Below are 24,164 nucleotides of genomic sequence, written 5' to 3' on the forward strand. Positions count from 1 at the left end.
ATGATAGCGGACCATCCAATTGCGCGCCCGGGGCTACTTGCCGGATTCGAACAGCGTGCCCCAGATCTCGTCGACGCGCGTCTTCACGGCCGGGTCCATCTTGATTGGCGTGCCCCACTCGCGGGTGGTTTCACCAGGCCACTTGTCGGTGGCGTCGATGCCCATCTTCGACCCCAGGCCCGACACCGGCGAAGCGAAGTCCAGGTAGTCGATCGGTGTGTTGTCGACCATCACGGTGTCCCGGCTCGGGTCCACGCGCGTGGTGATGGCCCAGATCACTTCCTTCCAGTCGCGGGCATCGATGTCGTCGTCCACCACGATGATGAACTTGGTGTACATGAACTGGCGCAGGAAGCTCCAGACGCCGAACATCACGCGCTTGGCGTGGCCGGCGTACTGCTTCTTCATCCGCACGACCGCCATGCGGTAGCTGCAGCCCTCGGGCGGTAGATAGAAGTCAGTGATTTCCGGAAACTGCTTTTGCAGAAGCGGCACGAATACTTCGTTCAACGCCACGCCCAGCACCGCGGGCTCGTCGGGCGGCTTGCCGGTATAGGTCGAGTGATAGATCGGATCGCGCCGCATCGTGATGCGGTCGATCGTAAACACCGGAAACCAGTCCTGCTCGTTGTAGTAGCCGGTGTGGTCGCCATAGGGGCCTTCCAGCGCGTGCTGATAGCCGGAAGGATGGTTCGGGTCCGGCTGGATATGGCCTTCGAGTACGAATTCGGCCGACGCCGGCACCGACAGTTCGGAGAGCGTGGGCGTGATGCAGCTGGCCAGCGCGGTACGACTGCCGCGCAGCAGGCCGGCAAACTGGTATTCGGAAAGCGTATCGGGCACCGGCGTCACCGCGCCCAGGATAGTGGCCGGGTCGGCGCCCAGTGCCACCGCGATCGGGAACGGCTTGCCGGGGTTGGCCAGCGCGTGCTCGCGGAAGTCCAGCGCGCCGCCACGATGGGCGAGCCATCGCATGATCACCTGGTTGCGGCTGATGACCTGCTGACGGTAGATCCCAAGATTCTGTCGTTTCTTGTGCGGGCCCTTGGTCACGACCAGGCCCCAGGTGATGAGCGGCGCGGCGTCGCCGGGCCAGCAGGTCTGGATCGGCAGGCGCGCCAGGTCGACATCGTTACCTTCCCAAACGACTTCCTGGCAGGCCGGGCTGCTGACTCGTTTCGGCGCCATGTCCCATACGGACTTCGCCAACGTAAACAGCTTGCCTGCTTCACGCAGTCCGCGTGGCGGCTCCGGCTCCTTGAGGGCCGAGAGCACGCGGCCGATATCGCGCAGATCCTCCAGCGTTGCCGCACCCATGCCGAGTGCCACTCTTTGTGTCGTCCCGAACAGATTTGCCAGAACAGGCACTTTATAGATACCACCATCGTCACGACGCGGCTGTTCGAAAACGACTGCCGGGCCGTCGGCGCGCAAGAGGCGGTCGCAGATCTCGGTCATTTCCAGGTTTGGCGATACCGGGGTGGTCACGCGTCTGAGGTCGCCGCGCTGCTCCAGCTGGCCGATGAAATCGCGTAAATCTTTGTATTGCATGGTGAATTCGGTTCGGGAATGTGGCGCCGCGCCATTTCGGGGCACGTCGCAGCGATGTGTGTGACGATACACACGCCACCTCAAAGGCGCAAAAAAATCGCACTAGCGTTGTATAGCGAAATTGTAAGTAATTTACGAGCTGCGGCCTTTGTCCAGACAATTGCCAGCCTAGGTAGGGCTTGCGATTGGGGGGGAGTACCCAGTCTGGAGGTGCCGTAAAAGGCCTTGTTACATATTTCTAAAAGTAGGAAGTTTTTGGTTTCTTATTCTTGACGGGTTATAAAAGCGTTCCTACAATCCGGTCTGCTCTATGGGGTGTTGCGTTGCAACATAGCTTTGCGCCTGGTGTCAAGAGGGTGTTAGCGAAAAAAGCAATGTCAATTTGCCCCATCGATTGCCACCAAGCGGCCCCAGGGAGGAGCCCGGTGCGCAGTCCCCTGGCGGGAGGCCGGGGTCGTATTGAGTATTTAGTGGCAGGGTGCGGCTCCCCAAGCTGTACCCTGTTTCTCGTTGGGCGCATGGGGAGCGCCCGCCAACAGATGCTGGACACCCCTGCTAGGTGGCGCAGCATCCTTACTTGAATACGTTGAGATCGGGCAAGCGCAGTTGTCAGGCGCGCGCAGCGGGCGACGGATGGAGGTAAGAATGAGCGGTTGGAAAACCCTTCATCTTCCCGGCATCGGGCGGGCATTGCAGGTCCGCTTCAGACAGCCGGTACCCGGTGTGAGCCGTGCACTGCAAGTGCGCCTGGCCCATCCGGTGGCAGGTCGCGCGTTGCTGCGCGGCGGCCGCACAACTTTGAAGTACACCCTGAACAGTCTCGGGGTGTTGTCGGTGGCCGCTGCGGTCACTCTGACTGTCAGCCAGCAATGGCGGACGTCGCTTGCCGGCGCGCTGGCAGGCAATGAAGCGCCTGCCGTGCTGGTGGACGCCGCCGTGGCCAACGCCGAAGCTGCAAACACGGTGAGTGCCGCGGTACCGGCGATGTCCGCTGATGCGGCCGCGGCGCGTCTGCTGGCTACTGCTCCTGCAAAGAGCAAGGGCCTGCCGACTGTGTCGGGTGTTGACGAATGGAGCCAGACCCCAGCGGGCAAGGTTCCTTCGGTAGCGCACCTGGCCGCCCAGATTCCGGTGCAGCGCGTGGCGCTGGACGCGCGCAACACGAGCGCGCTCGGCTCCGCACGTGAGCAGGCTGCCGTGGCCGACTACATCGCCCGCAAGTACCGCGTGGCGACGCAGGCGACCGCGCAACTGGTCAAGGCAGCCTATATGACGGGCCGCGAGGTCGGCATCGATCCGCTGCTGATTTTGGGCGTGATTGCCATCGAGTCCAGCTTCAATCCGTACGCCGAAAGCGGCGTCGGTGCGCAGGGGCTGATGCAGGTCATGACCAAGGTCCACCAGGACAAGTACGAAGCCGTCGGCGGCGTGACCGCTGCGCTGAATCCGTACGCCAACATCAAGATCGGTGCGCTGGTGCTGAAGGACTGCATCGCCCGTGCCGGTTCGATCGAAGGCGGGCTGAAGTACTACGTCGGCGCCACGACCAATACCGATGGCGGCTACGGCGCCAAGGTGCTGGCCGAGCGGGCGCGTCTGCGTGCGCTGCTGGGTCTGTCCGGCAATGACACCGCGACGGCCAAGGCGGCTGGCGATGCCAAGACGCAGGCCGAGCATCACCAGAACGGCGAAAAGCTGGAAGCGTCGGGCAATACCGCGCAGGCGGCCTGACCTTCCGGTCGGTCTGATCCTGCAAAAAGAAAGGCACCCCTCGGGGTGCCTTTCTTTTTTGTCGCGCCGTGGACGTCGGGTATCGGGCGTCAGGTGTCAGCGCAGGAAATGGTGCATGCGGTCCATTGCTTCCTCGATGTTGGCCATCGACGTCGCGTACGAGATGCGAATGTAATCGCGCGCCGTATGCGGGCCGAAGTCCGTGCCCGGCACCATCACCACGCCGGCATCGTGCAGGATGGCCTGTGTCAGTTTGTCGGCGTCGCCCGCGGCCGGGTGGTTCACGTGGCGGCAATCGGCATAGACATAGAACGCGCCATCGGGTTTGACGGGCACGCGCAGCCCCAGCGCTTCGAGCGCGGGCAGGATCGCATCGCGGCGACGGTGGAATTCGGCCTTGCGCTCGTCGTAAATGGCCAGTGCCTCGGGCGAGAAGCATGCCACGGCCGCATGTTGGGCCACGGCCGACGCGCAGATGAACAGGTTCTGCGCCACCTTCTCGAACGCTGGCACCAGCGCGTCGGGCACCACGAGCCAGCCTAGCCGCCAGCCGGTCATGTTGAAGTACTTTGAGAAACTGTTGACGGTGATCACGTTGTCGTCGAGCGCCAGCGCCGACACGGGCGGGGCGTCGTACGACAGTCCCTGGTAGATCTCGTCGAGGATGGCAAAGCCGCGGCGCTCGCGCACCTCGGCCAGGATCGCCTTCAGTTCATCCGGCAGGATCGACGTGCCAGTCGGATTCGACGGCGAGGCAAGCAGCACGCCGCGCGTCTTCTCCCCCCAATTGGCGGCCACCTGGGCGGCCGTCAGCTGGAAGCGCTCGGCCGGGCCGCTCGGGATCATCTTGGCGTGGCCGTCGAAGGCCGCAACGAAATGCCGGTTGCAGGGATAGCTCGGGTCCGGCATCAGCACTTCGGCGCCGATTTCCACCAGCACCGCGCAGGCTAGCAGCAGCGCGCCGGAGGCGCCGGCCGTGACGATCACGCGGCGCTCGGGAATATCGAGCCCGTACGCGGTCTTGTAGTAGCCGGCAATCGCCTCGCGCAGCGCGTGGATGCCCAGGGCGCCCGTGTATTGCGTGACGCCGCGCCGCATGGCGACTTCGGCCGCGTGGATGACCGGTGCCGCAGCCGTGAAATCAGGCTCCCCGATACCCATGTGGATGATATGCCGGCCGGCACGTTCCAGGTCCGCGGCCTGCTTGGCCAGTTCCATGACGTGGAAGGCTTCGATATTGGCAAGTCGGGATGCGGTGGCGATGCGCTGAAGGTCCATGACAAAGGGTTGAAAGAACAGCGGTTCAAACAAAAACACCCGCCAGGGCGGGTGTCATGCCGGCCATAAGGCATCATGGGATGCCATCGGTCGGAACGCAATAAATATCAAGGCTAACGTTCAGCGGCGGGCCGCCACCTCGGCAGCGCGTACCTGGGCGGCCAGCTTGTCGAGCACGCCATTCACGTACTTGTAGCCTTCCACGCCGCCGAAGGTCTTGGTCAGTTCCACGGCTTCGTTGATCACGACCTTGTACGGAATGTCCAGGCAATGCACCAGCTCATAGCTGCCGACCAGCAGCGCTGCGCGCTCCACGGGCGACAGTTCGTCGACGGTACGGTCCAGGAACGGCTCGAACGCGGCGGTCAGGCGCGATTCCTCGCGCACGGCGCCACCCAGCAGCGCGTCGAAATGTTCACGGTCGGCCTTGTTGAAGCCTTGCGCGTCATGCAGGTGGGCCTGGATCGCACCGATATCGTTGCGATTCAGCAGCCACTGGTACAGGCCCTGCAGGGCCAGTTCCCGGGAGCGGCGGCGGGCGCTTTTGGGCGGCGCTTTGGGTTCGGTGCGTTGCTTCGCGCCGGCCGGCTTGCCGCTAACGTCGTTCGCGTCGCCGTTGTCGGGAGTATTACTCATCATCTTCCTCGTCTTCTTCATCTTCGCCATCGTGCTCGCGCAGCGAATCCAGCGCTACCACGAGGTTGGCCATTTCCACGGCGGTACGGGCGCAGTCGCGGCCCTTCTCGCGGGTGCGGGCATGGGCCTGCGCGTCGGTGTCGACGGTCAGGATGCCGTTGGCGATCGGCACATTGAAATCCAGGCCCACGCGCGTGATGCCGGCGCCCGATTCGTTCGAGACCAGCTCGAAGTGGTAGGTCTCGCCGCGCACCACGGCGCCCAGCGCGATCAGCGCGTCGAACTGGCCGCTTTCGGCCATCTTCTGCAGGGCCAGAGGCACTTCGAGTGCACCAGGCACGGTGACCAGCAGCGTGTCTTCGCCTTCGACGCCCAGCTTTTCCAGCTCGGCCGTGCAGGCTTCGCGCAGTTCGTCGCAGACGGGCTCGTTGAAACGGGCTTGCACAATACCAATGCGCAGGCCTTCACCGTCGAGGTTGCTCTCGTAGAAGCCGTGATCCATTGTCAGTTCTCCATTGTTTCGGTCAGACATCGGCGGAATCGGCCGATGTCACGTAATTCCGTACGGCAGGCGGGTGCTTCGTTCAATCGCAGCTCGGCTCGCCTTGCATGGGCTGGCAGCCGACGATTTCCAGATCGTAACCGGTCATGCTCGGCATCTTGCCCGGCGAGCCCAGCACGCGCATCTTGCCCACGCCCACATCGCGCAGGATCTGGGCGCCCACCCCGTAGGTGCGCAGGTCCGGCTTGCGGCGCGGGCGGTCCTGCGGCGTGTCCAGCGCGGCAAACTGTTCGAACAGCTGCTCGGGAGCATCGCCGCAGTTCAGCAGCACCATCACGCCGTGCTCGGCGCCGTGCAGCACTTCCAGCGCGGCCGGCAGGCTCCAGGAGTGCGTGGTGCGGCTGGCTTCCAGCAGGTCCAGCACCGACAGCGGCTCGTGGACGCGCACCAGCGTTTCCCTCTCCGGATGCGGCTGTCCCTTGACGAAGGCCAGGTGGGCGCGGCCCGATGCCTTGTCGCGGTACATCACGCTGCGGAACTTGCCCCACGGCGTCTGCATGTCGCGCTCGCCCATCCGCTCGATGATGCTTTCGGTGCGGCTGCGATAGTGGATCAGGTCGGCGATGGTGCCAATCTTGAGGTCGTGCTCGCGGGCGAATTCGATCAGGTCCGGCAGACGCGCCATCGTGCCGTCATCCTTCATGATTTCGCAGATCACCGCCGCCGGGGTCAGGCCGGCCAGCGCGCCCAGGTCGCAGCCCGCTTCCGTATGGCCGGCGCGGATCAGCACGCCGCCGGGCTGCGCCGTCAGCGGGAAGATATGGCCGGGCTGCACGAGGTCCGTCGCCTTGGCATCCTTGGCCACGGCGGCCTGCACGGTGCGCGAGCGGTCAGCGGCCGAGATGCCGGTGGTCACGCCCTCGGCGGCCTCGATCGACACCGTGAAGTTCGTGCCGTGCACGGTGCCGTTGCGCGACACCATCGGATACAGCTCCAGCTGGCGGCAGCGTTCCGCCGTCAGCGTCAGGCAGATCAGGCCACGACCGTACTTGGCCATGAAATTGATGGCCTCCGGCGTCACGAAGTCGGCCGCCAGGACCAGGTCGCCTTCGTTCTCGCGATCTTCCTCGTCAACGAGGATGACCATGCGGCCGGCGCGAATGTCGGCAATGATGTCTTCAGTACGGGCGATAGTCATGGCTTGGAACGGCGTTCAGTGGCGGGCGGGGTGCGGATGCGAGCAATCAGGCGGGCAGGGCAGGGCCGGGGCGGATGCCGCGATACCGGCGAAATCAAGGCCGCTATTGTACGCCAAGCCGTCCCTGGGCGCCCCGTTCCGGGGGCTGGCCGATGCGCCCATCCCGGGGATCGGGTTGGTCCGGGTTGCGTGAAAGTGTATGAAGGGGCATATCGTCAGGATCGCACGGCCGTCCGCCGGGAAAGCTGGGAGACATCGCATGAAGCCACCACTGCAGGGTATTCGCATCATCGAGTTCGAAGGCCTCGGCCCGGGGCCGCTTGCCGGCCGGATGCTGGCCGACATGGGCGCGGAGGTGACCGTCGTCGCCCGGCGCCAGCGGGGGGCGGTGGCCGAGCAGCTGGGCGGGGAAAAGCCGAGCCCGCTGCGGCGCGGCAAGCGGATCGTGATGCTGGACCTCAAGCAGCCCGACGACCTGGCCGAGGCGGTTCGCCTGGTTGGCGCGGCCGACGGCCTGATCGAGGGTAACCGGCCGGGTGTGATGGAGCGGCTGAGGCTGGGGCCGGCCGAATGCGCCGCGCACAATCCGAGGCTGGTCTACGGCCGCATGACCGGCTGGGGTCAGACCGGGCCGCTCGCGCAGACGGCCGGCCACGATCTCAACTATGTGGCGCTGACAGGCATGCTGTCGCTCTCGGCGCGGCCTGGGCAGGCGCCAATCACGCCGCCTACGGTGCTGGGCGATGCCGGCGGCGCCCTGGGTCTGGCATTTGGCATGGTCTGCGCGATGCTCGACGCCCGCGCCACGGGTCGCGGGCGCGTGGTGGATGGCGCGATCGTCGACATGGTGGCCATGCTCGGCAGCATCGCGCTATGGGTGCGGAACAACGGCCAGCTCGATGGGGACGAACCGAGTCCGTTCCATCAGTCACCGTTTTACGACGTCTATGCCTGTGCTGACGGCGGTTTCATCACGATTGGCGCACTGGAGCCGCAGTTCTACGCGCTGCTACTGGAAAAGCTTGGCCTGCAAGACGTCGATCCCGGCAGCCAGTACGACCATGCAACGTGGCCAGCCTTGAAGCAACGGTTCACGGACTTGTTCCTTGGCCAGCCGCGCGCACACTGGGACAAGCTGCTGGGTGGCACCGACGTCTGCTATGCGCCGGTGCTCAGCATTGCCGAAGCCGCCAATCATCCGCACAACGTGGCGCGCGGCCTGTTTGTCGAACGTGAAGACGGCACACTCGACGTCACGGGGGCTCCGAGGTTCTCCGCGGCCGATGCCTGAGCCGAAGTGCCGGCTCAAGCTCTTGCCAGTGGCTGCCGACAACATGGATGCGGAGACATGGCATTGAAGTACCTGCCGTGGGGCCGCATTCTTCATCAACTTGTCAGGCAAACCATATGGTGACTTCACTCGTCAGTTCGCTGGGCGTGGCCGATGCTGGCAGCGACCCGGTAGCACTGCTGATGCTGCGCAAGACGCTGAATCTGCAGGCGCAAGGCGTGGCCCAGTTGCTCGAGGCGGCTCCGGCCGTTTCGAGCGGCAGCAACCCGCCGCACCTCGGTAACAACATCGATATCAAGGTGTAAGCCGGGGAAAGCGTTTCCCGGCGCAAACGGCCTCCGGTATTCTCTCCGGAGGCCGTTTGCCTTGTATTGGCCGACGGGAAAACAAGAGGAGGGGATACCATGCCGCGATTCGCACGAATTGCCCTGGCGATTGTCGGGCTCTGTCTGGGCCTGGCGGCTTCCGCGCAGGAGGTCGCGCTGGAGGAAGGCGTCACCACGGTCAGCTTGCCGCGTGGCACGGAACTCAATCTTGTGGTCAGCAAGAAGCCGGGGTCGAAACCCACCACTGCCGTGTTGCTGTTTCCCGGATATCCCGGCGTACTGAGAGTCGAGCAGCAAGCCGGCGGTGCGCCCGAGTACCAGTTGCGTGGCAACTTCCTGGTCCGCGCACGCCGGCATCTGGTGAGCGACAGCGTCATGACAGTCCTGGTCGATTGCCCCAAGGATCGCTGGACGAACTGTGATGACAGCTACCGTACGTCGGACCAGCATGCCGCCGATATCGGTGCGGTCATCGACAAGCTCAAGGCCGACCAGGGCGTCGCCAGAATCTATCTGATCGGTACGAGCTATGGCACGGTGTCGAGCGCATTCCTGGCGCGCAAGCTCGATGGCCGGATCGATGGCGCGATCCACTCCTCAACCTTCACCGATCCCCGCGCTGGCCGGGGCCGGGGTCCGGTGCACGGACTGGCGATGTGGGAATTCGATTGGTCGGCCGCGCGAGTGGACCAACTGTTCGTCCATCATCACGACGATCCGTGTCCGCTTACGCAATATCGCAGTATTGCCGCGCGCCGAGGCAACATTCCGCTGATCACGGTGGAAGGTGCGAAGGGCGTGCGTGGCGAACCGTGCGAGGCGTTCTCGCAGCACGGCTTCGTGGGCCGCGAGCGGCCCGTCATGCTGGCCATCGGCGAATGGATTGCCACGCGCAAGGTCACGGAGACCGTCGGGGCGAAGGGCGACGAGTGATTCGCGCCGCCGAAGCAGGCGATGGCCTAAGCCCCACCGCAAATGCGATGGGGCTTAGGGTGCGACGCGCTTAGCGTGCCGTAGCGTCGCTGGATGCCGACAGCATCCGTTCCACGTACCGCGCGATCAGGTCGATCTCCAGATTCACGCGCTTGCCGGCGGCCAGTTCGTTGAGCGTGGTCACTTCCACCGTGTGCGGAATCAGGTTGATCGAGAATACGCAGCCATCGGCTTCGTCGCTGACGGTGTTCACGGTCAGCGACACGCCGTTGACGACCACCGAACCCTTGTATGCCAGGTAGCGGCCCAGCTCGCGCGGGGCGCGAATGCGCAGCTCGTGCGACTCGCCAACCGGCGCAAAGCGAACCACTTCGCCAAGACCATCGACATGGCCGGAGACCAGGTGGCCGCCCAGGCGGTCAGCCAGTCGCAGGGCCTTTTCCAGGTTGACGCGGCCAGGCTGGTCCAGGCCGACGGTCTTGTCCAGCGATTCGCGCGAGACGTCCACGTCGAAGTGGCCGGCTTCCAGCGTCACCACGGTCATGCAGGCACCCTGGATAGCGATGCTGTCTCCAATGCCGACGTCGGACAGATCCAGGTCACCGGCAGCCACGCGCAGGCGCACACCGGCGTTTGTGTCGCCGAGCGAAGAAATGGTTTCGATGCGGCCCACTGCCGCCACAATGCCTGTAAACATGCTTGCCTCTATCTGAATGCGTATAAATGCGTTGGTTCGTGTCGAGTCCGGATTCGAGTCCCGGCCCCGTGCTCAGTCCTTGCTGTCGGCCCGGCGCGCAATAAGACGCAGGTCGTCTCCGATCTGCCGCACCTCGTGCCAGCGGAACGGCACTGCGTCCTCCAGTTTCGCCAGCGGCGGCAGGTTGAACATGCCCTGAGCATCGCCCAGCAGGCGCGGCGCCATATAGACCAGCAATTCATCGGCACAGCCCTCGCGGATCAGCGATCCATTGAGCTTGTAGCCAGCTTCCACATGCAGTTCATTGATGCCACGCTGGCCCAGCGCTTCGAGCATGCGGCGCAGCTCCACCTTGCCGTGGCGGTTGGGCAGGACCACGACTTCCGCGCCGCGATCTTCCAGTGCGCGTTGGCGGGCCTTGTCCTCGACGGCGCAGAACACCAGCACCGGTTTGGCGAAGTCACCCGTATCCCGATGCAGGATCTGCGCGTCCAGCGATACTTCGAGCCTCGAATCCACCAGTACGCGCTGCGGCTGGCGCGGGGTGGCGACGGCGCGTACGGTCAGCGCAGGGTTGTCGTCACGGACCGTGCCGATGCCGGTCAGGATGGCGCATGCACGGGCGCGCCAGGCGTGGCCATCGTCGCGTGCGGCCTGGCCGGTAATCCACTGGCTCGTGCCATCGTGCAAGGCCGTGCCTCCATCGAGCGACGCGGCCACCTTGACGCGCACCCAGGGCAAGCCGCGTGTCATGCGCGAGATAAAGCCGATGTTGAGGTCACGCGCTTCTTTTTCGAGCAGGCCGCAACGCACGTCGATGCCGGCGTCACGTAGCCGCTGCAGGCCCCGGCCCGACACGCTCGGATTCGGATCTTCCATCGCGGCCACCACGCGCGCGATGCGGGCACGTACCAGCGCGTCGGCGCACGGCGGGGTTCGGCCGAAATGACTGCATGGCTCCAGCGTGACATAGGCCGTGGCGCCAGCGGGATCGTGCCCGTTTGCAATGGCATCCTTCATGGCCTGGATCTCCGCATGATCCTGGCCGGCCGGCTGTGTGTAGCCCTGACCAATGACCTGTCCGTCCTTCATCAGGACACAACCGACGCGCGGGTTTGGCGTGGTGGTGAACATGCCCCGCGCGGCGAGTGCGAGGGCCTGCTCCATTGCGGTGTGGTCGGAATCGGAGAACATGGTATGGCGAGTCGGGCCTGAAAGAGTACGTCCGGTCAAACGTGCGTCCGGTAAGCGGGAAAGCGGGGTGTCGGACAGGGCCTGCCGCATCGTCAGTCGCAATCGGCATCGGCGCCCGGCCGGCAGATCCGGATGCGCCCCTGCGCGCCCAGCCGGACCTGGCGCTGCGCGTTGTGACAGCGCACCTGGAATGTGGCTGCAAGAAAGCCGCCACGCTCAGACCGTGAGTATCCCACAGCTGTCAAACGCAGGCTTTGCCGGGATGCAACGCCGCCCGGCGCGCGCAACACGATGCTCAGGCAGCGCTCTTGTAGCGGGACGACCAGAAAAGGCGGTGCCGTGTCGTCGGAGCCGCCGCTCATGACGGTCAGTTGCCAGCCTCGGTTCAGGGTGTTGGTGCCGTCGATCGGGCCAAGCCGCACTTCCGCGCGCCGGGCGGACGCGGTGGTGCGCGCGAGCGCCAGCGATGCGGCAAGCCGGTCCGAGGCCTGGCCAGCATGATATTCGGCAAGGATCGCGCCGATCGTGGGCCAGGTGACCACGGCCAGCAACGCCGATACCGTCAGGCAGACCAGTAGTTCGGTCAGCGTCAGGCCATGTTGCGAAGGTCGTTTGGGTGGCATGGGCATGTCAGCACTCCGGCGGAAGCGGAATGGCGTCGCCGTCCGGCACGGGCAGAGAGAGCCACTCGCCGGTGCTGCGCAACGCAAGCGTGCCGCATCGGGTGTCGTGTCGCACCGGGGCTGCCCGCACTTCCACGCAGCGGGACAGATCGATGCCTTCGCAACTGGTAGCCGTCAGCCAGTGGTGTGCACGGGCCGGTGGCGGCGGTACCGGTCTCGGCCATTCACCGGCCGGCTCCTTTGCGCCAGGCGTTGCGGCGAATGAGAGCGTGACCAGCGCATGACGTTCAAGCGCGAGCATGGCGGACACCAGCTCGGCGCGCGCCTGCATCCGCCAGCCGCGTTCGGCGTGGCGCTGCCAGGCTGGCACGGCCAGCATCGTCAATATGGCTCCGATGATCAGCACGACCAGCAGTTCCAACAGGCTGAAGCCAATACGGCGCAAGAGGGGCTGCGGAGCACGCGCAATCATTGTGGCGACCTCACCAGTTCACGCCAGCCCAGCCGTCCGCGGCGCTGCTGCCAGCGCACCTGCTGCAACGGCTTGGCCGTGTCGCCCTGTACGTCCCAGAGCCCAAGTTCGAACGTATCGCGCAGCAGTGTCCCTGGTGTCGTAGGTCCGCCGCTGGCTATCGTCGATGTCACCCCGACCGGCGTGCCGGTGCTGCCTTCCCACGGCAGTCCGGTAATTGCGTGCGTGGGCGTGCCATTGGCATCGGACTCGATTGCTGATTCGCCCCGGGCCGCATCGACAAGATAGCTGCGCTGTCGTCCTTGGGCGTCTACGGTTGTAAAGCCGAGATGGGCGGGACTGGCGCTGTAGAGTCTTTCGATGCGCTCGCCGGTATGGGGCAGCGTCAGCGTCCAGCCATTTGCCGCTGCGTCGGCTTCGCCCCGTTCCATGCGGAGCACGACGCCGTCGCCCTTGGGCAGCGACTCGATGCGGACCGGTGTGCCGAGCGGACGCGCACGATCCGGTATCGCGCTCAATTCGTTGCCGGTGCCAAAGACGACAAGCGGCCCGTGGCCCGTTTGCACCACGACCGGCGCCTCGGTGCTCTCCCCTGAAACGCGACGCTGGCGATGCATGCACGTTGCAGGCGTGGCGATGGCACCGGTGGACAAGTGGTCGAGTGCGAATCGCCACAGCCTGCCTTCCCTGTCCGTGGCGTAGGCCGCGCGCGCGACGCCGCTGGCTGCTCTCCCGACGGTTGCCGCCATCAGTTGTGTGGATGTTGTTGGCGCATCGCAACCCGATTCGGGTAGTTGGATGCGTTGGACTGGTGTCGAGGCACCCCAGCTTTGGGGAGGTCGATCAAGCGGCAGCAATACCAGTGATGCGCGTTGGCCGGACGCGGGATCGGGCGAGACGATGGCCACCGCAGCCCAACGGCGCACGCCGCGCTCGATCCACATGGCCGCATCGATCGGCCCGCTTCCCGACAGCCGCAGCGCGTTGCTGGCGGTGACTTCCCAAAGCAGGCCGATTGGTGTTGCCTCGTCGGGCGTGGTGATGTCCAGCGCGAACACCGCGCCGGTCTGACGGAACGTCGGCGTGTCGCGTGCCGGTATGCCGCAGAGCAGCAGCGTGCGCCATGTGCCGGACGGATCGGCATCGACGCTGAGTGGGTGCGGGCATGGTGCAGCGGGCACGGTACCAGCCGATGCGGTGAGCGAGGCGGCGGCCCGCAGCATCGCACGTGGCAGGTAAGCCACGCGTTCTTGACCGCCGACGGCATCGAAGCCATGCAGCAGTCCGTCGCGCGTGCCGAGCCAGACCGTGGTCGATCGCCTGATATGGCGCTGCCGAAAATCCGCATGACCCGGCTGCATCGGCTGCCATGCAGGAGGTGGCACCACATGCACGCGCGCACCGGTGGCATTTCCCAGGCGTGTATCGCGCGGCCTGAGTGTCCGGTCCCGAAGGTCCCCGCGTAGCCAAGCCAATCGCGCCTGGCCAAGGCCGGTTGGTTCGACGTCGTCAAGTTCGGCCCGTGCGTCGTTGTCGATGGCGTCCCAGCGCAGCGGTTCGAGACGGTCGCCTCCAAGGTAAAGACGCCGCGCATGAATGTCCTGCCTGTCGAGCTGATCGCCCGCACTCCATTGTGTCAGCGCGGCCGGCGCCGACAAGGCCGCTGTCCGGAACGCAAGCGCATGGAGTTGCCCCGTCCACGGATATCCGCCGGCCGAGATTCGATACCCCAGTGGCAATTGGCCTGGCGTGGCCGATGCATTCACCAGCGCAATTACCCACAGCGCGATGCCCAGCAGCCAGCGGCTGACAAAATTCTAGGCTCATGGCTGGAACTCCGTCTGTAGCAGCACCCGAACGTCGGCGTCGCGGCCGATGCCGAGCGCCACGATGCGCATGCGCGGCCACATGTCAGGCGCCGGTGTCTCGTCGAGGATTTCGATCAGATAGCGGGGCAGCACCGTGGCGCCGATGGTGCTGGCTGACAGCAAGGGAAGTGCCGCACCGGTGAACGTGCCTAGTGCAACGCCGAGGTCGGTAGCCGTCGCGCCATCGAGCCATGCCCGCCATGCGCTGCGATCACCGTCTGCCATACAGATACCGCGTTGCGCCGCTTCGGCGCATGTGCCCGGCGCCGGCCATGCGGTAAGCCTAGGGCTATCCGTGGCGATGGCGGCGAGCAGATCCGCCTCGGCATCGTGCAGTGCCGCCTCGGCTGCGCGGAAGGCGATCTCGCGGTCCAGCGGCTGGCTGACTAGTTGTCTTCCCGACAGCAGAAAATGCGTCGCGGCTACGCCGATTCCACCCATCAACAGTGCGAGCACCGCGATGAAGGCGAGTAGCGCGGCGCCGGTGCATTGGCGCGGCCTCAGCATATGGCCTCCCGGCATGGGGATGGGTTGCGCAAACGGACGGTGGTGGCGAACACGCGGCGGCGCTGCCGCAGATTTTTGGTCGGCTGGAAGGTGTCGCTGGCGGCCTCCGTATCGTCGGATGGAAATAGCTTGAGTGGCTGCGTGGCGGCTGGCGATACTGTCGGGCGATCTCCACGCACCACCAGCGCTATTTGCACGGCACGCACGCGATGCCAGCCGGCCGCGCCCTGTATGTTCCAGGCGCTTGCAGGCACGAAGCGGTCGACCTTGCCGTCGTCGTCTGTGTCCACGCCATAGCGCAACTGCATCGTCTCTACCCCGCGCACCAACGTGCCGGCGGTATGGCTATCCGGCTGGACCCGGCTTCCCTGCCGACTGGGATAGCGACACAGCAGTTGCGGCACACCATCACTGGCCGTGCCGATATAAAAGAAATTGGCCGACGCATGGTAGGGCAGAGGATCGTCGCCCACCCGTATCGCGCGGCCTGGCAGCGCGTATCCGCCACAGTCGCCCATCGTGCCATCCGGCAAGGTTGGATCGTCAGCGACGCCGCTGCCCGAAACGCGAGTCATCAATGCATCGCTGCCGTTCACGCCGGCGCGTGTGCATTGCATTTGCGTGTGGAACCGTGGCTGCGCGCAATCGTCACGGCCTTCGACGGGCGGAGCTGGCGTCGGATGCGCAGGCGCCAGCGCGACAATGCCCGGAATCCATCCAGCTTGCCGTATCGCGTGGGACAGTATGGCGAGCGCGCGTTGCCCTCGTTCCTCGATCAGCACGCTGTCAACGACGCTGGCATAGGCGTTGCGCATGACCTGGAGACTGGCCAGCGCGGCAAACGTGGCGATCATCCCCAGCGTGACGCCGACCATCATGCCGGCCAGCGTGAAGCCCCGGTTTCGACAGTGTCTTGTCATGGCTGCATCCACAGCGCGATGTGTGCGACGGGCATGGCCCCTGCGACTGACCCGGAGGATGGCAAAGGCGGCAGGCTGGCCAATGCGATGCGTTGACCCGGAACGCAGCCCTGATCGACAGGCACGGCATCGCACAGCGCGACGCGCGCGCCATCGCCGCTGATCAGTGCCCAGTGATCCTGGCCGGCCTCGGCTTGTTCCGTGGCAAGCAACAGCGTGGCGTTCAATCGCTCGTGCTGCCCGCCCCAACGCAGCCAGGCACTGCCGAGCATTGCCAGTGGCAAGGCGCCCAGTCCGACGATGGCGATGCAGATCAGTGCTTCAATGAGGACGTCACCCTCAGCCCGGCGGCGTAGCGCACCACGGGCAAGAGCAGGACGGCAAGACGGCGAAGGGGAAACTGCAGGAGACATGGCTCATCGGTTCGATGGGAACGGATGGCCACGATAGCGGCGGGAAGGAGGTTAAAACGTGTCTGGACGTTGCGGTGTTGCGTCAATGTGTGTCCGAGAGGCGATCGGAATCGTTTGACGCCTCTTCGGATCTTTCAGGGCATGGCGCAGGTCGAGGCATTTACTTCGGGATTGCAGACACGCGAACGGCCCAGCAAACTTATCTCCACCACTCGTTTCGCGGTGCCTATCGTGAACCCCACGGACATCGCCATCTGCTTTTTGTCGCTCGTCTGTGAATAGCCTACGGGCGAGAATGAAATGTAGCCGACATCCTGCGGAGTTGTGGCCGAGGTAATCGTCACGTCGGACGGCAGCTTCTCGTACTCGACAATCAGATTGTCATTGGCCGAGTCGAACTCGCCGTTTGGCGACGCGTGTTCGTTGAAGACCTGCCATCCTTTTTGCCAGTCACCGCCGATCGGCGCCACCGTGACGTAGCTGTTGGTGGCCGCGGCAATGGCTCGCGCCTTCGTGACAGCCGAGTTGAAGCTGTCGGCCGCCGTCATGACGCGGTTGCTACGCATAAATGCGGACATGTTTGGTACGGCAATGCCGACGAGCACGATTCCCACGGCCAGGGTGGTGATCAGCTCAAGCAATGTGAAGCCGCTGGCGTGACGAAGGGGGGATTTCGGCATGTCGATCACCAGCAGTTGGCTGTCTGCGAATAGGTACTGCCGTTGGCCATATTATCCTTCTGGCCATTGGTCCTCAGCACCAGCGTCCCGCACGTGGCATCGGCCCGTCTCGGCAGCGCTTGCAGTTCGATGCATTGTCCGTCAGTAGCGGCGTTCGGGCAGCGCACGGCGCGGATCGTGTAGTTGCTTCCCGAATCATTGTCACCCGAGTAAGTCTTGTAGCCACCCCAGATCGTAGTATCAGCATTCGACGTGTTGTAGGTATTGACTTGCGAGTAGTGCCGCTCGAGCAACTGCATGTTCCCCATCAACGCCGACTTGGCTTCAGTACGTCGCCCTTTGAGAATGAACTCCTGGTAAGACGGGTAGGCGAACGCGCTCAGGATGGCAATGATGGTCACCGTCACCATCAATTCTGCAAGCGTGAAGCCGTGCTGGCGTCGTCGAATGTAATGATTCATGGCAGCCTTTGTGGTCAGTTCGCAAGTTTGAAGTTGCGGATTTCGCGCCAGCTCATGCGGCCCGGCCGGCTGTTCGTATCCGTCGGAGGCATCGTAGTGGCGGCGCCTGACGTGCCGAACGAAATTACCTGGGTCCGGGTTGTCTGCTGTATGCCGCCGACCGAGTCCCGATCGCCGACCGTGACGTTGGTGATGATGATCGATGGCGCACCCAGCATGCCGGTGCTTGACTGGAAGCCGGAGATGCCCGTCGTAGGCGCCCCCGTCAGCGAGTTAAGCGCGTAGCTGCGGCTGCCGCCGGTCGTTCCGCAGGTACCCGTCGCGGTATAGATCGAATTGAAGTACACGAGTCCGTTCGACACGACCGCTGCCGTGATCTGCCGCTCGGATGTATCCAGAAAATCCATGACCCATCCCGGCTTGCGTGGCGACGTGTAGCCCGGTGCCGCCGTGCTGCCCGAGTACTGGATCGACTTGCCACTGTCGATCAAGCTCAGCTTCTGCTGATTGAGCTTGCTGCGGTCCGATACGTAGTTCGTACCGCCACCGTCATAGATGCCGTAAAACGACTGGGTCTGGGATGCAGCGGTATCTGCTAGCTCGTAGTATTTGCCGGTGCCGAAGAGCACCATATATCCGCCGGGGGCATAAACCACTTGCGGCTGCATCGTAATCGGCTGGCGTGGACCATTGCTGGGCGAAGTGGCCACGAACATCGGTTTGCCCGGCGTACCGCCGAAGGCGGGCAGCGCGCCCGATGCGTTCCACGTTTCAGGCAGACCGGAGAAATTGAACTTCCACAGGTTGCCCTGGAGGTCTCCTGCGTACATTGCCAATGCGGCGCCGCTAGCCTGATTAACCAGCGCGGGCGTGCTCATGCCATTGGCAAGCGCGGTGGTGGAAGGGGAGGGCGTGACAATCTTCCAATAGTTGCCGTTTAGCGACCATGCGGCACCGGCAGTCTTGTCCAGCGACAGGATGAAGAGGACGCTCGGTGCGTTGGTATTCGCGGAGCCATCGGCCTGATTGGTGTTCAGACCGTTGCCAACCGCCACGTACCACTTGTAGACCGGGAGCTTCTTGGAGTCATACCCACTCAGTAGCTTGACGATGACCGGCGTTCCCATGACGTTGCCCATGTCGGCATCGTCCTTGTCCGTAAATTCCCACAGGACGTTGGACCCATTGAAGGCGGCTCCACTCTTCTTGCCGTCCGGATCAGTGATGTCCAACGCGTAGATGCCCTGTGCGCCACCACCGAAGCCGCCGGTGAGTACCGTCTTCCAGTTGCCGTTAACCTGCGCCTCTGCAAATACCGGTGTTGCATCCACATAGGCTCGATGGTTGTATGTGGTCGAGGTCAACTGGTTCAGATTGCCTGTCACCGCATTGGGAACGTAGGCGAACACCTCGTCACCGGTGGTGGCATCGAAACCGTGCAGCATCCCGTCGTTGGCTCCCACATAGACCATCGGCGTGCGCAGCAGGTACTTTGTGAGGAAGGTGCTGTAGTCACTGCCGGTCCGCGCTGAAGAAGGGGTGCCGACGTAGACGGGGCCGGAATTGATGATGTCGCCGAACACGCTCTTGCGCCCGCGGAAGATGCCGCCGTTGCTGCCCTGGCTGTCGGCTTCCTGGCTGCGATCGCCGCGCAGGTAGTCCACGCGCAGCTGGCCGCGTCCGTCGCTGGTGCCGGTACCCGGATTCAGGTTCAGTGCGTCCTGCTGGGTTTTGGCCAGCGTGGCCCACGTGAACGTTGCACCTGCACCAGTAGTGGGGTTCAGCGTGAAAATGGAGCGGGTAGCAAATGCACGCGTCGTCAGCTTCGCGCCAGCTTCCCACGCTTGCGTGTTCGAAATCGATACCGAGCCGTCAGATGCCTTGGTCAGCGGATAGGCGGTCAGTTTGCCGTTCCATTGTTGGTCGAAGCCAGGCGTGTACACGTTGCCATTGTCGACAATCCGCGTGCTGCTGAGCGCCACGCCAGATAGCGTGCCGGCAGAGCTCGTAATCTGCGTGAAGATCTGCTTGATCGCGCTGATCATCTGGGCGGGCTGGCTTGCCAGGAACCAGTTCGACGGAAGGTTGGAGCCGGTCGGAGCAGCCTCCCATTCCGTATTGTTGGTTACCACCGTACCACCGGAACCCAGCGTTTTGAACGGGTTGCCGTCCTTGTTGCCGCCGTCGGTCGTTTCTTCCTTGAAGCCACCGTACTTGGCTGCCAGGTAGATCTGGCTTTGGCGCTGTGTGGCACCCACCGTGCCGTTGCCGTTTTCGTTGACGTCGATGCCGAACGTTGTGACGCGTGCATCAGGCATGGTCGGACGGAACGGCGACGTGTGCGCCCAGTAGGCGACGCCTGCCATGTAGTAGGTCGACCAGTTCGATGTCGGGTGGTTTTTGGTACCGAGCGTCGTGAACGACGAGTCAAGCGGATTTGAGTTGCCCGCGGCCGGCGTATTGGTCTCCAGCGCGCCGACCTTGTTGGTCCAGTCGACGACATTGAAGTTGCTCCAGGTGTCGGTGGCGCGCGCCGGGTCACCTTGGTTCGAAACCGAGTTGCCGGGGATATAGTGGTCTTGGTGGGTATTGATATCGCCAATGGTCAGCACATAGTTGCGCTGGCAGCTGTTCAGCAGCGGATCGGTCCACGACGTGTAGTACGCGAAGTTGTCGGCATAGGCTGTCGTGACGTTGTTGATTGCCTCGGCAGTGGGCCCACTCGGATGGTTCTGCAGATAGCGGATGCTCTCGTAGTACAGCTCCCCGAGCGGATCGTACTGCTTATAGTTGCCGACGGGGTTATCCGTGGGCTTGCCCAGGTCAGTCACCAGCGTCCGGCCGAACTTGTTCAGGTAGTTGATCACGCCGCTATTGCCTGAGGCATCATTGAGCGGATTTGCGACCAGTACACCATAGGAATCCCATTCCTTGGTGGGATTGGTGATCGTATTCAGCGAGGTGTTGACCGCGTTGTCGCCCAGATACTTCATTGGCGCACGAAGCACGCCACCGTACCGCTCGTTCTGCGGGTTGCTGGTGTTGTTCGTGGGGTCATTCAGATAGCCGAAGGCCGCGAAGCGGACGCGGTCTGCGTTGCGCTGCATCTGGCCAACAGGCTTGTAGTTCGTACCGTCATAGCTGTAGCAGAGGTCGCTACGGGTGGCGGATTCATTGCTGTCGCAGACCTGAACCTGTACACGGTATCCGCGCCGCTCGGTGACGGCGCCGTTCTTGGTGACGTCCGCATATTTGCCCAGGCTCGAGCAGCTCGCCTTCGAATCGTCGGCATCCGAAAAGAAGATGTGGTTGCCGCAGGACGCCATGTACAGCGTGCCATAGCTGAACGGCGTTACCTTGTTGGGTGCGCTGGTCGTTCCGCTGCCATTGATGCTCTTGAGCGGGAAGTAGCTGCCACTCTTGAAAAAGTCCGAGCGCAGCAGTGCGCGCTGAAGTACGGTCTGCGTACGTGTGTCAATCACGCGGTCGCCGCCAGTCATCGCCAGCCGCAGTTCGTCAATTGCCGACGCCGACGCCCAGTTCATGAAGTTGCCGCTGAACGCGCCCGAGCACTCGTGAGCGCTCGTGGCATCGCCGGAGATGGCGAAGTAGCCGCTGGTGGAATTGTACGTATAGCACTTCGTATTGTTGAAGTAGCCAACGTAGCCTAGCGACTTGTCGTAGGTTCCACGATATGCGGCGCCGGTCGTCGGAAACTCCACCGACAGCGTCAGCATCAGGTTGGGGTGAATGTTCTGCGACTGGCCATAGAGCGGCGTGCTCGAAATGGATACCGTAGGAACGGTCGCAGCGGATAGGAGCGTGCACCAGAGCATGGCGCATGCGGCAAACAGGCGGTGTTGGATCTTCATGAATGCTTTCCCGGATGGAGGGGGGCAGACGAAGGTTCGGAATCAGGAGTCGGCCTTGCGGTAGACCGATTGCACGATCGCACGCGTCGTGTCATTCGGACCGAAGCCGATGGCGGTGATGCGATACTTGTAGCGCGGCGTTGGACTGCTGGCCGAAGAGCCATTCGCGTTGTCCGGCAAGATCTCGATCAGGTACCGGGGCTTGCGCGCAGGTGTCAGCCCGGTGCCGGTCGGAAAAGAGCGGCCCGTGAACGTGCCGTACTCCACGGTCTTGTTACCGCTCGAGGCTGTCCAGTCGATCGTGTTCCAGACGGGTTCTCCGGCGTTACCGCTCGTATCGCACATTCCAAGAAACGCCGAGGGCATGGTGATGCCGGTGTTGCAATCGCCGGATAGAAATCCTGCAGTGCTGGTCGGCAGAAAGATGCTCGACCGCTTGGTTGCCTGCGCGATGTCAATTTCAGCGTCGTACAGTGCCGCCTCGGCTGCCTGATAGGCAATTTCAAAGTCGCGCTGGTTGCGCGTGGATCGCTTCGTGTCCAGCGCAAGGCGTGCGCCGCTTAACGCAAGCAGGGTGATGACGAGCAGCATGATCACCGCGGTGATCAATGCAATACCGCGTGCATGCTGGGTGCGGCGGACCCGGGAAGATTGGGCTGTCATGAGCAAGACGGATCTCCGCAAGTCTGATAGTTCCGGATCTGGATGGTCGCGTAGTACAGTTTGCGAGCCGACTTGACATCAACTGTGGGGGTGTAGGTGCCGTTATCCCCGTTATAGAGGGGCCCAAACAGCGAGATCGTAGGCGGGTCGCCGGCATCCGCGCTGGCGGAATCGGCACGAACAATCAGGGCGATCTTTACGGTCTTGACGTTGCGCCAGTCGTCGGCGTTTATTGCCGACGCAGCGGCGTACTTGTCCGGCACATCGTCGCCATTGGTGCTGATGCCATAGATCAACTGCATGTTCTCCACGCCCGGAACGAGTTCCTGGGTCTGGAAGACGGTGGCGCTTTCCTGGCCACTCGCGGCACGTTCGCGGTACTTGCACATCAGCGATGGCTTGCCATTGGCGCCGTTGCCAATGTAGAGAATCGAGAGGCCCCGCTGCGAGGCGGCGCTGTCGATGTCGGTGTATCCGGCAACGCCCTGACCCGAACAGTCGACGACGGATTCATCCGGCTTGGTGGTGTTGGCCTGCTGACCAACACCGAAATACCTGATGATGACGGCGTCGCTGGCATTGATGCCCGGGCTGGCTCCGCACGCCAGGGTTTCGCTGTCATTCGGATTTGCGCAGTTGTCGAGGCCGACAATCATGGGGTCGGCGACGGACATCATGCCGCCGGTGTCATTGACCACCGGAACATAGGCGGTCTGGCGCATGAGTCGCATCATGACGGACAGGGCAAAATTGCCCCGTTCCTCGAGATTGGCATTGTCGTTGATCGTCTCGTAGCTACTGCGGCTCATCATGTAGAACGAGATGCCGGCCATCAGCACGAGCAGGCTGATCACGAGCGTCACCATCAGTTCGACCAGCGTGAAACCTCCGCTGCGACGGTTTGGCGAGCGATGGGGTGTCGGGCGTGTCTTCAATTGGCGACTCCTGGCGAGACAACCACGACAATCTGTACCGAAGCCGTTCCGTCGGCCTGGTTGCCGTCCGGAGTGCCAGTGTCACTGGAGTCGTTGAAGCGCGAGAGCCAGCCGATCTTGACCACCAGAGGGGTGTCTTTCGTGGACGCGTTTCCGCCAGCCACGGCGTTGCAACTCCAGGTGTACCCAGAACCCGCCGTCCAAGTGTTCGCATCGCGGCAGATGACGGCGCGGCCGCCCGGCAGGCTGCTGGTGACCCTGCGCGACCATTCAGCGATATCGAATGTTGCCGAAATAGGACCGCAGTTTGCCGGCGTATTCGCACACGCGGTCTTATAGAGATTGGTCGCGTCCGAAATCTGCGGAATGCCGAGCTTCGTGTCGAAGTTGTCGAATGTGCCCGCGTTGATCTGCGCACCGTTGGCACGCATACGGTCCGCGATGTCATTGGCCAGTTGCAAGGCCAGGACATCATAGGAAGACTGTTGTGCGAAGCGGAATGACTTGAGCAGCAAGTTGGCCACTGCCAGCACGCCGAATGCGAGCACGACAATGGCTACCAATGCTTCAAGCATGGTGAAGCCAGCTGCCTCCCGGCAGCGAGATTGACCCATTTGTGACTCCCGTCCAAAAAAACGACAGTTCTTTTTTGTTCTTTGCGCGGCGCGCTGGACTTCTTGTGCGTCCGGACCTCTGCTGGGTCCGGTTGACGCGTGGCGGCTGTACTTTGCAGTGCTTCGATGCGATTAAAACGCGTGCTTGCTCGCCGGCCTCCTTACCCGAAGGAGGCTAGTGCAGATTAGACAGCTTTTTTGTGGAAGTAGCTACCCCTTTCGTGGGGTAGGGGTTGAAAATTCGTCGAGTACGTCGCGGAATTCCGACACATCTTCGAAGCTTCGATAAACAGAAGCGAAGCGGATGTAGGCAATTTTGTCGAGTTTGCGCAGCTCGCGCATGACCAGCTCGCCCACCTGGCTGCTCGGGATTTCCTTCTCGCCCAGGGCGAGCAGCTTTTCCTCGATGCGCAGGATGGCCTCGTCGATTGCCTCGGCCGATACCGGCCGCTTGCGCAGGGCCAGACGCATCGAATCCTTGAGCTTGGCGCGGGTGTAGTCCACGCGGGAGCCGTTCTTCTTGACGATGGCCGGGAAGAACAGCTCGATTCGTTCGTAGGTGGTGAAGCGGCGGTCGCAGGCCTCGCAACGCCGGCGGCGACGCACGGTTTCACCGTCTTCGGAGACGCGGCTATCGAGGACCTGGGTATTGGAATGACCGCAGAAGGGGCATTTCATGCCTGACCACCTGAAGAAATATGCCAGCCCGCATTTTGCATCTTTGAGTTCTGCTGCGGGGTTGTGGCGGGTCAACCGGCGCCGCCTGCCGAGGGCAGGCGGCGCCGTTGGTGCGTACTAA

At 63.4% G+C, this 24,164-nt stretch carries 24 protein-coding genes; 4 read left to right on the plus strand and 20 right to left on the minus strand.

The features are described from left to right. Window positions 1-33: 33 nt before the first annotated feature. A complete protein-coding gene (gene ubiD / locus AC3FLX_RS04040) occupies window positions 34-1,551 on the minus strand; it encodes a 4-hydroxy-3-polyprenylbenzoate decarboxylase (protein ID WP_488694100.1) in 1,518 nt (505 codons plus the stop codon). Window positions 1,552-2,196: 645 nt separating this feature from the next. Between ubiD and AC3FLX_RS04045 the strand changes: the two genes are divergently transcribed. After that, window positions 2,197-3,282, plus strand: a complete 1,086-nt coding sequence (locus tag AC3FLX_RS04045) for a lytic transglycosylase domain-containing protein (protein ID WP_488694102.1) — start codon at window positions 2,197-2,199, stop codon at window positions 3,280-3,282. 96 nt (window positions 3,283-3,378) lie between these two features. Here the strand turns inward: AC3FLX_RS04045 and AC3FLX_RS04050 are convergent, their stop codons facing one another. From AC3FLX_RS04050 to ribBA, 4 genes are all read right to left on the minus strand, one after another. Continuing rightward, window positions 3,379-4,560: a pyridoxal phosphate-dependent aminotransferase gene (locus tag AC3FLX_RS04050; RefSeq protein WP_488694104.1), complete on the minus strand. Its 1,182-nt coding sequence runs from the start codon at window positions 4,558-4,560 to the stop codon at window positions 3,379-3,381. A 120-nt stretch (window positions 4,561-4,680) separates the two neighbouring features. Beyond that, the gene (gene nusB / locus AC3FLX_RS04055; protein ID WP_488694704.1) at window positions 4,681-5,196 is read right to left on the minus strand and encodes a transcription antitermination factor NusB; all 516 of its coding nucleotides are present in this window, start codon (window positions 5,194-5,196) and stop codon (window positions 4,681-4,683) included. Beyond that, window positions 5,189-5,698, minus strand: coding sequence for a 6,7-dimethyl-8-ribityllumazine synthase (gene ribH / locus AC3FLX_RS04060; RefSeq protein WP_488694706.1), 510 nt, complete (start codon window positions 5,696-5,698; stop codon window positions 5,189-5,191). Before ribH ends, nusB begins: the two co-directional genes overlap by 8 nt. 82 nt (window positions 5,699-5,780) lie before the next feature. Continuing rightward, complete coding sequence (gene ribBA / locus AC3FLX_RS04065; protein ID WP_488694106.1) at window positions 5,781-6,896, minus strand: bifunctional 3,4-dihydroxy-2-butanone-4-phosphate synthase/GTP cyclohydrolase II; 1,116 nt, start codon at window positions 6,894-6,896, stop codon at window positions 5,781-5,783. Window positions 6,897-7,155: 259 nt separating this feature from the next. Here ribBA and AC3FLX_RS04070 point away from each other — a divergent pair, with 259 nt between their 5' ends. From AC3FLX_RS04070 to AC3FLX_RS04080, 3 genes are all read left to right on the plus strand, one after another. Further along, on the plus strand, window positions 7,156-8,187 hold the full coding sequence (locus AC3FLX_RS04070) for a CaiB/BaiF CoA transferase family protein (RefSeq protein ID WP_488694108.1): 1,032 nt from the start codon (window positions 7,156-7,158) through the stop codon (window positions 8,185-8,187). A gap of 116 nt (window positions 8,188-8,303) precedes the next feature. After that, the gene (locus tag AC3FLX_RS04075; protein ID WP_488694110.1) at window positions 8,304-8,492 is read left to right on the plus strand and encodes a YjfB family protein; all 189 of its coding nucleotides are present in this window, start codon (window positions 8,304-8,306) and stop codon (window positions 8,490-8,492) included. A gap of 99 nt (window positions 8,493-8,591) precedes the next feature. Next, window positions 8,592-9,446, plus strand: a complete 855-nt coding sequence (locus AC3FLX_RS04080) for an alpha/beta hydrolase family protein (protein WP_488694112.1) — start codon at window positions 8,592-8,594, stop codon at window positions 9,444-9,446. A gap of 70 nt (window positions 9,447-9,516) precedes the next feature. On the opposite strand, the gene AC3FLX_RS04085 is transcribed toward AC3FLX_RS04080, so the two are convergent. The 15 genes from AC3FLX_RS04085 to nrdR all read right to left on the minus strand — a co-directional run bounded on the left by AC3FLX_RS04085 (window position 9,517) and on the right by nrdR (window position 24,043). Continuing rightward, complete coding sequence (locus tag AC3FLX_RS04085; protein ID WP_488694113.1) at window positions 9,517-10,143, minus strand: riboflavin synthase; 627 nt, start codon at window positions 10,141-10,143, stop codon at window positions 9,517-9,519. Between the two features lie 72 nt (window positions 10,144-10,215). Further along, the gene (ribD, locus tag AC3FLX_RS04090; RefSeq protein WP_488694115.1) at window positions 10,216-11,337 is read right to left on the minus strand and encodes a bifunctional diaminohydroxyphosphoribosylaminopyrimidine deaminase/5-amino-6-(5-phosphoribosylamino)uracil reductase RibD; all 1,122 of its coding nucleotides are present in this window, start codon (window positions 11,335-11,337) and stop codon (window positions 10,216-10,218) included. A 92-nt stretch (window positions 11,338-11,429) separates the two neighbouring features. Next, window positions 11,430-11,960, minus strand: a complete 531-nt coding sequence (locus AC3FLX_RS04095) for a GspH/FimT family pseudopilin (RefSeq protein WP_488694116.1) — start codon at window positions 11,958-11,960, stop codon at window positions 11,430-11,432. 7 nt (window positions 11,961-11,967) lie between these two features. Next, a complete protein-coding gene (locus AC3FLX_RS04100) occupies window positions 11,968-12,432 on the minus strand; it encodes a prepilin-type N-terminal cleavage/methylation domain-containing protein (RefSeq protein ID WP_488694118.1) in 465 nt (154 codons plus the stop codon). Further along, window positions 12,429-14,198: a pilus assembly protein gene (locus tag AC3FLX_RS04105; RefSeq protein WP_488694119.1), complete on the minus strand. Its 1,770-nt coding sequence runs from the start codon at window positions 14,196-14,198 to the stop codon at window positions 12,429-12,431. The genes AC3FLX_RS04100 and AC3FLX_RS04105 overlap by 4 nt, the downstream gene beginning before the upstream one ends. A gap of 57 nt (window positions 14,199-14,255) precedes the next feature. Continuing rightward, complete coding sequence (locus AC3FLX_RS04110) at window positions 14,256-14,807, minus strand: pilus assembly PilX family protein (protein ID WP_488694120.1); 552 nt, start codon at window positions 14,805-14,807, stop codon at window positions 14,256-14,258. After that, a complete protein-coding gene (locus AC3FLX_RS04115) occupies window positions 14,801-15,727 on the minus strand; it encodes a PilW family protein (protein WP_488694122.1) in 927 nt (308 codons plus the stop codon). The genes AC3FLX_RS04110 and AC3FLX_RS04115 overlap by 7 nt, the downstream gene beginning before the upstream one ends. After that, complete coding sequence (locus tag AC3FLX_RS04120) at window positions 15,724-16,140, minus strand: hypothetical protein (protein WP_488694124.1); 417 nt, start codon at window positions 16,138-16,140, stop codon at window positions 15,724-15,726. Before AC3FLX_RS04120 ends, AC3FLX_RS04115 begins: the two co-directional genes overlap by 4 nt. A 134-nt stretch (window positions 16,141-16,274) precedes the next feature. Further along, window positions 16,275-16,820: a GspH/FimT family pseudopilin gene (locus tag AC3FLX_RS04125; protein ID WP_488694126.1), complete on the minus strand. Its 546-nt coding sequence runs from the start codon at window positions 16,818-16,820 to the stop codon at window positions 16,275-16,277. A 5-nt stretch (window positions 16,821-16,825) separates the two neighbouring features. Continuing rightward, window positions 16,826-17,281 (minus strand): type IV pilin protein, encoded by a 456-nt coding sequence (locus tag AC3FLX_RS04130; protein ID WP_488694128.1) that lies wholly within the window; start codon window positions 17,279-17,281, stop codon window positions 16,826-16,828. A gap of 14 nt (window positions 17,282-17,295) precedes the next feature. Then, on the minus strand, window positions 17,296-21,153 hold the full coding sequence (locus AC3FLX_RS04135) for a pilus assembly protein (RefSeq protein WP_488694130.1): 3,858 nt from the start codon (window positions 21,151-21,153) through the stop codon (window positions 17,296-17,298). A 42-nt stretch (window positions 21,154-21,195) separates the two neighbouring features. Further along, the gene (locus AC3FLX_RS04140) at window positions 21,196-21,816 is read right to left on the minus strand and encodes a pilus assembly PilX family protein (RefSeq protein ID WP_488694131.1); all 621 of its coding nucleotides are present in this window, start codon (window positions 21,814-21,816) and stop codon (window positions 21,196-21,198) included. Then, the gene (locus AC3FLX_RS04145; protein ID WP_488694133.1) at window positions 21,813-22,751 is read right to left on the minus strand and encodes a PilW family protein; all 939 of its coding nucleotides are present in this window, start codon (window positions 22,749-22,751) and stop codon (window positions 21,813-21,815) included. The genes AC3FLX_RS04140 and AC3FLX_RS04145 overlap by 4 nt, the downstream gene beginning before the upstream one ends. Then, window positions 22,748-23,365: a type IV pilus modification protein PilV gene (pilV, locus tag AC3FLX_RS04150; RefSeq protein ID WP_488694134.1), complete on the minus strand. Its 618-nt coding sequence runs from the start codon at window positions 23,363-23,365 to the stop codon at window positions 22,748-22,750. Before pilV ends, AC3FLX_RS04145 begins: the two co-directional genes overlap by 4 nt. 210 nt (window positions 23,366-23,575) lie before the next feature. Beyond that, a complete protein-coding gene (nrdR, locus tag AC3FLX_RS04155; RefSeq protein ID WP_488694708.1) occupies window positions 23,576-24,043 on the minus strand; it encodes a transcriptional regulator NrdR in 468 nt (155 codons plus the stop codon). Window positions 24,044-24,164: the final 121 nt, after the last annotated feature.

It is taken from the genome of Cupriavidus sp. 291-E7 (assembly GCF_057798835.1).

Excerpts from the sequence above, each read along its gene's own strand:
- ubiD (WP_488694100.1), bottom strand. The coding sequence starts at position 1,551 with ATGCAATACAAAGATTTACGCGATTTCATCGGCCAGCTGGAGCAGCGC.
- AC3FLX_RS04045 (WP_488694102.1), top strand. The coding sequence starts at position 2,197 with ATGAGCGGTTGGAAAACCCTTCATCTTCCCGGCATCGGGCGGGCATTG.
- AC3FLX_RS04050 (WP_488694104.1), bottom strand. The coding sequence starts at position 4,560 with ATGGACCTTCAGCGCATCGCCACCGCATCCCGACTTGCCAATATCGAA.
- nusB (WP_488694704.1), bottom strand. The coding sequence starts at position 5,196 with ATGAGTAATACTCCCGACAACGGCGACGCGAACGACGTTAGCGGCAAG.
- ribH (WP_488694706.1), bottom strand. The coding sequence starts at position 5,698 with ATGGATCACGGCTTCTACGAGAGCAACCTCGACGGTGAAGGCCTGCGC.
- ribBA (WP_488694106.1), bottom strand. The coding sequence starts at position 6,896 with ATGACTATCGCCCGTACTGAAGACATCATTGCCGACATTCGCGCCGGC.
- AC3FLX_RS04070 (WP_488694108.1), top strand. The coding sequence starts at position 7,156 with ATGAAGCCACCACTGCAGGGTATTCGCATCATCGAGTTCGAAGGCCTC.
- AC3FLX_RS04075 (WP_488694110.1), top strand. The coding sequence starts at position 8,304 with ATGGTGACTTCACTCGTCAGTTCGCTGGGCGTGGCCGATGCTGGCAGC.
- AC3FLX_RS04080 (WP_488694112.1), top strand. The coding sequence starts at position 8,592 with ATGCCGCGATTCGCACGAATTGCCCTGGCGATTGTCGGGCTCTGTCTG.
- AC3FLX_RS04085 (WP_488694113.1), bottom strand. The coding sequence starts at position 10,143 with ATGTTTACAGGCATTGTGGCGGCAGTGGGCCGCATCGAAACCATTTCT.
- ribD (WP_488694115.1), bottom strand. The coding sequence starts at position 11,337 with ATGTTCTCCGATTCCGACCACACCGCAATGGAGCAGGCCCTCGCACTC.
- AC3FLX_RS04095 (WP_488694116.1), bottom strand. The coding sequence starts at position 11,960 with ATGCCACCCAAACGACCTTCGCAACATGGCCTGACGCTGACCGAACTA.
- AC3FLX_RS04100 (WP_488694118.1), bottom strand. The coding sequence starts at position 12,432 with ATGATTGCGCGTGCTCCGCAGCCCCTCTTGCGCCGTATTGGCTTCAGC.
- AC3FLX_RS04110 (WP_488694120.1), bottom strand. The coding sequence starts at position 14,807 with ATGCTGAGGCCGCGCCAATGCACCGGCGCCGCGCTACTCGCCTTCATC.
- AC3FLX_RS04115 (WP_488694122.1), bottom strand. The coding sequence starts at position 15,727 with ATGACAAGACACTGTCGAAACCGGGGCTTCACGCTGGCCGGCATGATG.
- AC3FLX_RS04120 (WP_488694124.1), bottom strand. The coding sequence starts at position 16,140 with ATGTCTCCTGCAGTTTCCCCTTCGCCGTCTTGCCGTCCTGCTCTTGCC.
- AC3FLX_RS04125 (WP_488694126.1), bottom strand. The coding sequence starts at position 16,820 with ATGCCGAAATCCCCCCTTCGTCACGCCAGCGGCTTCACATTGCTTGAG.
- AC3FLX_RS04130 (WP_488694128.1), bottom strand. The coding sequence starts at position 17,281 with ATGAATCATTACATTCGACGACGCCAGCACGGCTTCACGCTTGCAGAA.
- AC3FLX_RS04135 (WP_488694130.1), bottom strand. The coding sequence starts at position 21,153 with ATGAAGATCCAACACCGCCTGTTTGCCGCATGCGCCATGCTCTGGTGC.
- AC3FLX_RS04140 (WP_488694131.1), bottom strand. The coding sequence starts at position 21,816 with ATGACAGCCCAATCTTCCCGGGTCCGCCGCACCCAGCATGCACGCGGT.
- pilV (WP_488694134.1), bottom strand. The coding sequence starts at position 23,365 with ATGGGTCAATCTCGCTGCCGGGAGGCAGCTGGCTTCACCATGCTTGAA.
- nrdR (WP_488694708.1), bottom strand. The coding sequence starts at position 24,043 with ATGAAATGCCCCTTCTGCGGTCATTCCAATACCCAGGTCCTCGATAGC.